The following is a 10,061-nucleotide window of genomic DNA, read 5'->3' as shown; positions in this document are numbered from 1 at the left end:
ATACCCGGCGCGGGCAGTCGGCGCGCAGCGCCTGGTCGAGATTGGGACTGTCCGGAAACAGCGAGGCGGTGTGGCCGTCGTCGCCCATGCCGAGCACCAGCACGTCGATCGGCGGCAGTTCGGCAAAGGCCGCATCGGCCAGCTCCGCCGCCTGCTCCAGGCTGCCGGCGACCCGGTACAGGCCGAGGAACTTCGCCTCGGAGGCCGCGCCACGCAGCAGATGACGACGCACCAGCGCCTCGTTGCTGCTGGCATGATTGACCGGCACCCAGCGCTCGTCGGCCAGGCTCACCAGCACCTGGCGCCAGTCCAGCGGCTGCTGCGCCAGGGCGTCGAAGAAGGCCACCGGGCTGCGTCCGCCGGACACCACCAGGGTGGCGCTGCCACGATTGTCGATGGCCTGGCGCAGGGCGTCGGCCACGCGCAGGGCCAGGGCATCGGCATGCGCCTCTGCGCTGGCATCGCTACGGGCAACCACACCCGTGGGCAGTTCAAGGTCAGAGATCGCCATACCAGCTCCTCCCGTCACGAGTGATCAGTGCCACCGAGGCCATCGGGCCCCAGCTACCGGCGGTATAGGGTTTCGGCGCCTCGCCGAGCTGCTTCCAGCCGGCGATCAGCTGGTCGCACCACTGCCAGGCGTATTCGATTTCGTCCTTGCGCACGAACAGGTTCTGGTTGCCGCGCATCACTTCCAGCAGCAGACGTTCGTAGGCATCGGGAATCCGCGCGCTGCGGTAGGTATCGGAGAAGCTCAGCTGCAGCGGGCCGCTGCGCAGCTGCATGCCCTTGTCCAGGCCCTGATCCTTGGTCAGCACCTGCAGGGCGATGCCCTCGTCCGGCTGCAGGCGGATGATCAGCTTGTTGCCGATCAGCTGGCGCTGCTCAGGGGCGAAGATGTAGTGCGGCGGCGCCTTGAAGTGGATGACGATCTGCGACAGCTTCTGCGGCATGCGCTTGCCGGTGCGCAGATAGAAGGGCACGCCGGCCCAGCGCCAGTTGCGGATGTCGGCACGCAGGGCGACGAAGGTTTCGGTGTCGCTCTGGGTGTTGGAATTCTCTTCCTCCAGATAGCCCGGCACCGGCCGACCGTCGCTGCTGCCGGCCACGTACTGGCCGCGCACCACACGCTGGCCGAGCTGTTCGGCGCTGATCGGCTCCAGGGCCTTGAGCACCTTGACCTTCTCGTCGCGGATGCTGTCGGCGGACAGGTCGCTGGGCGGGTCCATGGCGATCAGGCAGAGCAGCTGCAGCAGGTGGTTCTGGATCATGTCGCGCAGTTGGCCGGCCTGGTCGAAATAGCCCCAGCGCCCCTCGATGCCGACCTTCTCGGCCACGGTGATTTCCACGTGGGAGATGTGGTTCTGGTTCCACTGGGTTTCGAACAGGCTGTTGGCGAAGCGCAGGGCAATCAGATTCTGCACCGTCTCCTTGCCCAGGTAATGGTCGATGCGATAGACGCGGTTCTCCGCGAACACCTGCGCCACCGCGTCGTTCACCGCACGCGAAGAGGCCAGGTCGTGGCCGATGGGTTTTTCCAGCACCACCCGGCAGCGCTCGGCCAGTCCCACCGCGGCCAGGTTGGCGCAGATGCCGCCGTACACCGAGGCCGGGGTGGCGAAATAGGCGATCAGCTGATCGTGGCCGGCCAGTTCGGCCAGGGCCAGGTAGTTGTCGGCCTGCAGAAAATCCATGGTCAGGTAATGCAGACGCGCCTGGAAGCGCGCCAGGGCGCCCTCTTCCAGCTCCTTGGCCGGCACGTGCAGGCGCAGGGCCTGGTCGATGGCGGCAAGATGGCGTTGGGGCTCGCCGGCTTCACGGGCCAGCGCGAGGATGCGGGTGTCGTCGTGCAGCAAACCGGCGCGATCGAGCTGGTAAAGCGCAGGAAAAAGCTTGCGCAGAGCCAGGTCGCCAAGGGCGCCGAACAGGGCAAAGGTACAGGATTCGAGCTTTATCGCGGCCATGATGTTTGTTCTTTTATCAAGATGCACTAGAAATACCCTGTAGCAGTCGGCTTATCAAGAGAAAATGTTGTAATAAAAACAACATTTCTTCATTTTCCTGATAATCAGTGGTGGCCGCCGGGCGTCATCAGTAGGATAGGCCGGCTGTCGCCACTGCCCGCCGACGGCGCCAAGCCTGATCATCTGTCTGTTAGGAGCCCTTATGGACCGCGTGCGCAATCTGCTGGAACAGATCCAGAGCCGCCTGGACGACCTGAACAAGGCCGAGCGCAAGGTGGCCGAGGTGATCCTGCATGACCCGCAGCAGGCCACCCGCTTCAGCATCGCCGCGCTGGCCCAGGCCGCCGCGGTCAGCGAGCCGACGGTCAACCGCTTCTGCCGCTCGTTCGGCGCCAACGGCTACCCCGAGCTGAAGATGCAACTGGCGCAGAGCCTGGCCAGCGGCGCCGCCTACGTCAGCCGCGCGGTTTCCGCCGACGACGGCCCCGAGGCCTACACGCGCAAGATCTTCGGCAGCACCATCGCCTCGCTGGACGCCGCCTGCCAGAGCCTCGATCCGCAGCACGTCAGCCGCGCCGTCGACCTGCTGATCCAGGCGCGGCAGATCCACTTCTTCGGCCTCGGCGCCTCGGCTTCGGTGGCACTGGACGCACAACACAAGTTCTTCCGTTTCAACCTGGCGGTGTCGGCGCACTCCGACGTGCTGATGCAGCGCATGATCGCCTCGGTGGCCCATACCGGCGACCTGTTCGTGATCATTTCCTACACCGGGCGCACCCGCGAGCTGGTGGAGGTGGCACGCCTGGCGCGGGAAAACGGCGCCTCGGTACTCGGCCTCACCGCCGCCGGCTCGCCGCTGGCCAAGGCCAGCACCCTGAGCCTGGACATCCCGCTGCCGGAAGACACCGACATCTACATGCCGATGACCTCGCGCATCATCCAGCTCACCGTGCTCGACGTGCTCGCCACCGGCGTCACCCTGCGCCGCGGCGTGGATTTCCAGCCGCACCTGCGCAAGATCAAGGAAAGCCTGACCGCCAGCCGTTACCCCGCGGATGAAGAGCCTTTGTAGGTCTGACAAGGCATTGTCCAATCTGTTGCGGCCGTGATTGCACGGCCAGAAGCCGCACTTGTGCGCAAGCGGCGCGGCGCCTCTCGCGGCTGACCGGCCCTGATTCCAGAACGCCGCGGACCAGGCCAACGCGTGGCCGCTTCTGCTAGGCTTGCCGGCTTTCCGAGCAAGCCCAGGCCCCACACCATGCAAGCACTGATCGCCCTCAGCCGTTTCATCGGCAACACCTTCGCCGTCTGGGTGTTGCTGTTCGCCGTACTGGCCTTCTTCCAGCCCGGCTGGTTCCTGCCACTGACCGCCTGGATCGTCCCGCTGCTCGGGCTGATCATGTTCGGCATGGGCCTGACCCTCAAGGCCACGGACTTTCAGGAAGTCGCCCGTCGCCCGCTGGCGGTGCTGCTCGGCGTGCTGGCGCAGTTCAGCATCATGCCGCTGCTGGCCTGGGGCCTGTGCCAGGTGTTCGCCCTGCCAGCGGAAATCGCCGTCGGCGTGATTCTGGTCGGCTGCTGCCCGGGCGGCACCGCCTCCAACGTGATCACCTGGTTCGCCCGTGGCGACCTGGCGCTGTCGGTGTCGATCACCGCCGTCACCACCCTGCTCGCCCCGCTGGTCACCCCGGCGCTGATCTGGCTGCTGGCCTCGGAGTGGCTGCCGGTGTCGTTCAGCGCCATGTTCATTTCCATCCTCAAGATGGTGCTGCTGCCGATCGTCCTCGGCCTGATCGCCCAGCGCCTGCTCGGCGCGCGGGTGAAAACCGCCGTCGAGGTGCTGCCGCTGATCTCGGTGATGAGCATCGTCGCCATCGTCGCCGCCGTGGTGGCCGCCAGCCAGGGCAGGATCGCCGAGTCCGGCCTGCTGATCATGGCGGTGGTGATCCTGCACAACGGCATCGGCCTGGGCCTGGGTTATCTGGCCGGGCGCCTGTTCGGCATGTCGCTGGCGCAGCGCAAGACGCTGTCCATCGAAGTCGGCATGCAGAACTCCGGCCTCGGCGCCGCCCTGGCCAGCGCCCACTTCAGCCCGCTGGCGGCGGTGCCCAGCGCGCTGTTCAGCGTCTGGCACAACCTGTCCGGCCCGTTGCTGGCCACGCTGTATCGTCGGCTCGGTCAGAATATTTCGAAAAGCTCCAGCTGAATCAACAGCTTCCGCTTATCCGGGGCAGCTTGCCCCGGCCCCATCCATGTGCAGAATAGGCGCCACGCGAGGACGACCTCCGCATCGCCGCAACGGCGATGAAGCATCCGGGGACGGCCCCTTCAGTCAGCACTGGAGGTCACCATGTCCTGGATCATTCTGCTGCTCGCCGGCCTGTTCGAGGTCGGCTGGGCCATCGGCCTGAAATACACCGACGGCTTTACCCGCCCGCTGCCCACCCTGCTTACCGTCTGCGCCATGCTGGTCAGCCTGGCCCTGCTCGGCCTGGCCATGAAGGAACTGCCGCTGGGCACCGCCTACGCCATCTGGACCGGCGTCGGCGCGGTGGGCACGGTGATCGCCGGCGTCGTCCTGTTCGGCGAATCCATGGCGCTGCTGCGCCTGGCCAGCGTGCTGCTGATCGTCTGCGGATTGATCGGGCTCAAATTGAGCCACTGAAAGGCTGGTGCGCACGGCGCACCCTACGGGCCGGCACCATCTCCTCGCCGTAGGGTGTCGCGGGGCCGCCTAGGCCGTGCGCACCAACTGCCATCAACGCCAATTCCCGCGCAACTCCGCCACCTGCGCCTGCAGCATTTCACGCTTGGCCTGCTCCGGCGCCAGCGGCGCCCCGGCCACCAGCCCGACCCGCGACCAGAAACGCTTGAACAGCCCCTTGTGCGGATCGCGACTGAAGAAGCTGCCCCACAGTCCCTGCAGCGCCATGGGAATCACCGGCACCGGGTTTTCCTCGAGAATGCGCTCGACCCCGGCCTTGAACTCGTTGATCTCGCCATCGCCGGTCAGCTTGCCCTCGGGGAAGATGCATACCAGCTCGCCGTTGCGCAGGTACTCGGCGATCTTCTTGAACGCCGCGTCGTAGATCAGCAGGTCCTCGTTGCGCCCGGCGATCGGCACGGTGCCGGCAGTGCGGAAGACGAAGTTGAGTACCGGCAGATCGTAGATCTTGTAGTACATGACGAAGCGCACCGGCCGCCGCACCGCGCCGCCGATCAGCAGCGCATCGACGAAGGACACGTGGTTGCACACCAGCACCGCCGCGCCCTCGTCGGGAATGGCATCGAGCCCCTTGTGCTCGACCCGGTACATCGAATGCCCCAGCAGCCAGATGAGAAAGCGCATGCTGAATTCGGGGACGATCTTGAAGATGTAGCTGTTGACCGCCACGTTCATCAGCGAGATGGCCAGGAACAGCTGCGGAATCGACAGCCCGGCGACGCTGAGAAAGAGGATCGCGACGATGGCCGAGGCGACCATGAACAGCGCGTTGAGGATGTTGTTGGCGGCGATCACCCGCGCCCGCTCGTGCTCGGCGGTGCGCGACTGGATCAGCGCATACAGCGGCACGATATAGAAGCCGCCGAACAGACCGATGCCGAGAATGCAGCCGAGAATCCACCAGGCCTGACCATGGCCGAGCAGCGCCAGCCAGTCATGCGGCGCGGCACCCTGCGGGAAACCGCCGGAGAACCACCACAGCAGCATGCCGAACAGGGTCAGGCCGATGGAGCCGAACGGCACCAGGCCGATCTCCACCTTGTGTCCACTCATGCGCTCGCAAAGCATCGAACCCAGGCCGATCCCCAGCGAGAACACGGTGAGAATCAGCGTTACCACGCTCTCGTCACCGTGCAGCCACTCCTTGGCGTAGGCCGGAATCTGCGTCAGGTAGATCGCGCCGAGGAACCAGAACCAGGAGTTGCCCACCAGCGAACGCGACACCGCCGGACGCTGGCCCAGGCCGAGCTTCATGATCACCCAGGACTGGCGGAAGATGTTCCAGTCCAGCGGCAGCGTCGGCATCGCCGCCGCCGCACGCGGAATGCCATGGCTGGCCAGGTAACCGAGCAGCGCCACACCGACCACCGAGCCGGCGACGATGGGCGCGTAACTGCTGCTGGCCATCATGATGCCGGCACCGATGGTGCCGGCCAGAATCGCCAGGAAGGTGCCCATCTCCACCAGGGCGTTGCCGCCCACCAGCTCTTCTTCCTTGAGGTGCTGCGGCAGGATCGAATACTTCACCGGACCGAACAGCGCCGACTGGGTGCCCATGGCGAACAGCACCACCAGCATCAGCGGCAGGCTGTCGAGCAGCACCCCGGCGGCGCCGGTGAGCATGATGAACACCTCGGCCAGCTTGATCCGACGGATCAGCGCGTCCTTGGCGAACTTCTCGCCGAACTGGCCGCCGAGGGCGGAGAACAGAAAGAACGGCAGGATGAACAGCAAGGCGCAGAGGTTGACCAGCAGATCGCGGTCGACGCCGGTGTTGAGCTTGAACAGGATGGCGAGAATCAGCGACTGCTTGAAGATGTTGTCATTGAAGGCGCCGAGCAATTGCGTCACGAAAAACGGCAGAAAGCGCTTCTTGCCGAGCAGGGCGAATTGCGATTGTTGGGTCATCGTCCATGGTCCTCGCGGGGTCGGGTTTGCCCGCACAGGCATTTGACTGCAATTGCCCCGCCGAAAGCCACAGGGCAAATGCGAACATCTTGGCGATCACAGGATAGCGTGGAGACACCGCGGGTGCGCCGTGCGCACCACATACAACCCGAAGCCCTCGGTGCGCATGGCGCACCCTACGAAACCCGCCTCCCCGTGGGGTGCGCCGCGCGCACCGCATACAACCCGAAACCCTCGGTGCGCATGGCGCACCCTACGATGCCCGCCTCCCCGTAGGGTGCGCCGCGCGCACCAAGACCCCGCCGAATCCCTGGTGCGCACAGCGCACCCTACGCAGCCTGGTCATGCTGGAAAATCCACGCTCCCGGCATGCCTCTCACACCTTACGCAGCGCAAAAAAAACGGCAGCCCATCGGGCTACCGTTCTCGAACTCGGAGAAAACGCCAGTGCCTCGCACCGGCTACAACCTCACCTGCATTCCCTGGGGAATGCCGTAGCAGTCTGACAAAAGCCAGGGGCAGCGTCCGTTTAGCTTTGTTACCTGCCTGCAAAGAAATGTAAACGCCGGGTGACCAGGCGGTCCCGGCCGCGGCACAATCACGCCCCATGAACGCCTACCATCCCGCCTGCTGCAGCCCCCTCGACGATCACGACCCGCTACCGCGCCCACTCGCCGGCACGCAGCTGATCAGCACGCGCTTCGACCCCGCCCTGGTGACCGAAGACGACTTCGCCCGCTGCGGCATCGCCCCGGTGCGCGGCGTGGCCAAGCGCCAGGCCGAATACCTGGCCGGGCGCCTGTGCGCACGCGAAGCGCTGCGCCGCGTGACCGGCGAGCCCTGCGTGCCGGCAGTTGGTGAAGACCGCGCGCCGCAGTGGCCGCCAGGCGTGGCCGGCTCCATCACCCATGGCGACAACTGGGCCGCGGCACTGGTCGCGCCCGACACCCAATGGCGCGCCCTAGGCATGGACGTGGAGCGCCTGCTGCCCGCCGACCGCGCCCTGCGCCTGCAGGGCGAGATCCTCACCCCCGCCGAAGTGCAGCGGCTGCAGGCGCTGGACGACGAGGCCCGTGCCGCGCGCATCAGCCTCACCTTCTCGCTCAAGGAAAGCCTGTTCAAGGCGCTCTATCCGCTGACCCTGACGCGCTTCTATTTCCACGACGCCGAGCTGCTGAACCTCGATGAGGACAGCGCGCGCCTGCGCCTGCTGATCGACCTGCATGCGGACTGGCGCGCAGGCGCCGAACTGGACGGCCAGTTCGTGCTGTTCGAGGGCAAGGTGCTGAGCCTGGTGGCGGTGGCGGCGTGACCCTAAGTCCCGCCATACGCGGATAATCCGCTGCGCGCGGCGCACCCTACAAAGCAGGCGGCGGCCGCGGCGTAGCCCGGATGAAATCCGGGAGCAGGTAGCCGGCCAGCCCCGGATTGCATCCGGGCTACAGCGCCGGCAAAAAATCGGTGCGCACGGCGCACCCTACGGGGCGGGGTGCACCATGCGCACCGGGTCCAACACAAAATCGCGCCCTACTCTCCCTGCCGCCGCGGCCATACCAGGCTGAAACGCGCGCCGCCGAGACTTTCGCTGCGACCGATCTGCGCGCGGCCGCCGTGCCAGTAGATGATCCTGCGCACGATGGACAGGCCCAGCCCGTGCCCGCCGGACGCCCGCGTGCGGCTGTCGTCGAGACGCAGGAAGGGGCTGAACAACCGCTCCCAGGCCTCTTCCGGCACGCCCGGCCCGTCGTCTTCGACGTCGATGCGGCAACGCTTGTAACCCACCTGGCAACTGATCAGCACCCGTCCTTCGGCATAGCGCATGGCGTTGCTCACCAGGTTCTGCAGCGCCCGGTGCAGGTAGCGCGGCTCGGCTTCGACCCAGCAGGCGCCGTCGGCCTGCACGCTGAGCACCGCGCCACACTCCACGCGCACCTTGTTGCTCAGCGGCGCCAGCTCCTCGATCACCTGATCGATCAGCGCACGCAGCTCCACCTGCTGGAAATTCAACGCCGGCGACCCCTGCTCCAGACGCGCGTAGGTCAGCATCTCGTCGACCAGCTTGTCGAGGTCCTGGATATCGCTGTCCATGCCCTCCATGTACTTGCGCCGCGCCGCCTCGTCCGGTGCATCGGCGATCATCTCCAGGCCGAAGCGCAGGCGCGCCACCGGCGTGCGCAACTCGTGGGACACCGCGCGCACCAGCTCGCGCTGGGTGCTCAGGGAGGTCTGCAGGTGCTCGGCCATGGCATTGAAGCTGCTGGCCAGGCGCCCGACCGAGTCGGCGCCACGCGTCGGCACACGTGCATCCAGGCGGCCGCTGGCGATATGCGTAGCCGCGCCTTCCAGCCCCCGCAGGCGCTGCTCCAGCGAGCGCACCAGCAGGTAGACGATCAGGCCGATCAGGCTCAGCCCCAGGGCGCCGATCACCACCAGCAGTTGCGGCGGATAGGGGTTCATCTGGTACAGCGGACCGATTTCCAGCACCCAGGGGGTATCGACGATGCCGGAGAACACGTGGATGGAATCGCCGCCCTTGCCCAGCGCCATCACCGTATCACCCTCGTCGATACGCCGCCGCTGATCGAGGTCGAGCCCCGCCTCGCCGAGCTGCACCAGTTGCAGGTCGAAGCCGAACTGCTTGGCGGTTTTCAGCTCGGCTAGACGCTGCGGCTGCTCGTCCACCGGGTAGCGGATCAGCTCGTCGATCAGCAGGTAGTTGGTGGCCCGCGCCAGTTGCTCGCTGATCTGCTGGATCTCGCCGGTCAGCAGCAGGCCCGGCTTGCCGTCGAGCAGGCCGTAGACCTTGGCCGAGTGCGGGCCGGTCTGGCGCACCAGCACCTGGCCGCGCTGCAGACGGTTGCGCTCGCCGGCTTCCAGCGGCACGTCGCTCATTGCCTGCAGCTGCAGCGGAATACCGAGCAGGCGCGACCACACCGCCAGCGCCCGACGCCGCTCCACCTCGTTCATCGGCACCAGGTTGTCGGCCATCAGGCGGAAGGTGCCGCGCGCCAGCCCCTCGCGGTACTGATCGCCACGCACCTCGTTGACCAGATGCAGGGTGCCGACGCCCAGCAGCGCCACCAGCACCAGTGCGGCGAGCATGCCGCCGTAGATGCGCAGGAAGATGGAGTTCATGGCAGGCCGGTCAATCGCCCACGGCCGCGTCACCCAGCGGCAACGCCTCGGCCGCCTCGGCGACGAACAGATAACCCTTGCTGCGCACCGTCTTGATCAGCCGCGGGTGCATGGGGTCGTCGCCGATCTTCGGGCGGATGCGCGAGATGCGTACGTCGATGGAGCGGTCCTGACCGTCGTATTCGATGCCGCGCAGGGAATTGAAGATCTCCTCGCGCGACAGGATGCGCCCGGCATTGACCGCCAGCAGCCATAGCAGGTCGAACTCGGCGCTGGTCAGCTCGATGCCCTGCTCGCCCAGCCAGGCTTCGCGCATGGCGCTGTCGATG

9 protein-coding genes are annotated in these 10,061 nt (G+C 66.5%); 4 read left to right on the top strand and 5 right to left on the bottom strand.

The window, feature by feature from the left end:
* Window positions 1-511: 6-phosphogluconolactonase (gene pgl, locus N7333_RS22645; protein ID WP_279859415.1), on the bottom strand; the 511-nt coding region annotated here is incomplete at its 3' end.
* Window positions 498-1,964 (bottom strand): glucose-6-phosphate dehydrogenase, encoded by a 1,467-nt coding sequence (gene zwf, locus N7333_RS22640; RefSeq protein WP_096827063.1) that lies wholly within the window; start codon window positions 1,962-1,964, stop codon window positions 498-500. The genes pgl and zwf, both read right to left, overlap by 14 nt.
* 211 nt (window positions 1,965-2,175) lie before the next feature.
* On the opposite strand from zwf, the gene N7333_RS22635 reads away from it, so the two are divergent.
* From N7333_RS22635 to sugE, 3 genes are all read left to right on the top strand, one after another.
* Complete coding sequence (locus N7333_RS22635) at window positions 2,176-3,036, top strand: MurR/RpiR family transcriptional regulator (protein ID WP_177491293.1); 861 nt, start codon at window positions 2,176-2,178, stop codon at window positions 3,034-3,036.
* 186 nt (window positions 3,037-3,222) lie between these two features.
* Window positions 3,223-4,170 (top strand): bile acid:sodium symporter family protein, encoded by a 948-nt coding sequence (locus N7333_RS22630; protein ID WP_129483822.1) that lies wholly within the window; start codon window positions 3,223-3,225, stop codon window positions 4,168-4,170.
* Between the two features lie 144 nt (window positions 4,171-4,314).
* Window positions 4,315-4,629 carry a quaternary ammonium compound efflux SMR transporter SugE gene (sugE, locus tag N7333_RS22625; RefSeq protein ID WP_129483821.1) on the top strand — a complete coding sequence of 105 codons (315 nt, stop codon included), beginning with the start codon at window positions 4,315-4,317 and terminating at the stop codon, window positions 4,627-4,629.
* Window positions 4,630-4,722: 93 nt separating this feature from the next.
* Here sugE and N7333_RS22620 read toward each other — a convergent pair whose 3' ends face one another.
* Window positions 4,723-6,597, bottom strand: a complete 1,875-nt coding sequence (locus N7333_RS22620) for an MFS transporter (protein WP_129483820.1) — start codon at window positions 6,595-6,597, stop codon at window positions 4,723-4,725.
* 607 nt (window positions 6,598-7,204) lie between these two features.
* Here N7333_RS22620 and N7333_RS22615 point away from each other — a divergent pair.
* Window positions 7,205-7,909 (top strand): 4'-phosphopantetheinyl transferase superfamily protein, encoded by a 705-nt coding sequence (locus N7333_RS22615; protein ID WP_129483819.1) that lies wholly within the window; start codon window positions 7,205-7,207, stop codon window positions 7,907-7,909.
* 215 nt (window positions 7,910-8,124) lie between these two features.
* On the opposite strand, the gene N7333_RS22610 is transcribed toward N7333_RS22615, so the two are convergent.
* The gene (locus tag N7333_RS22610; protein ID WP_129483818.1) at window positions 8,125-9,732 is read right to left on the bottom strand and encodes an ATP-binding protein; all 1,608 of its coding nucleotides are present in this window, start codon (window positions 9,730-9,732) and stop codon (window positions 8,125-8,127) included.
* A gap of 10 nt (window positions 9,733-9,742) precedes the next feature.
* Window positions 9,743-10,061: winged helix-turn-helix domain-containing protein (locus N7333_RS22605; protein WP_279859414.1), on the bottom strand; the 319-nt coding region annotated here is incomplete at its 5' end.

The organism is Pseudomonas sp. GD04158 (assembly GCF_029834875.1).
GTDB lineage: Bacteria > Pseudomonadota > Gammaproteobacteria > Pseudomonadales > Pseudomonadaceae > Aquipseudomonas > Aquipseudomonas hydrolytica.
This window is presented reverse-complemented; position numbering and strand designations above follow the sequence as displayed.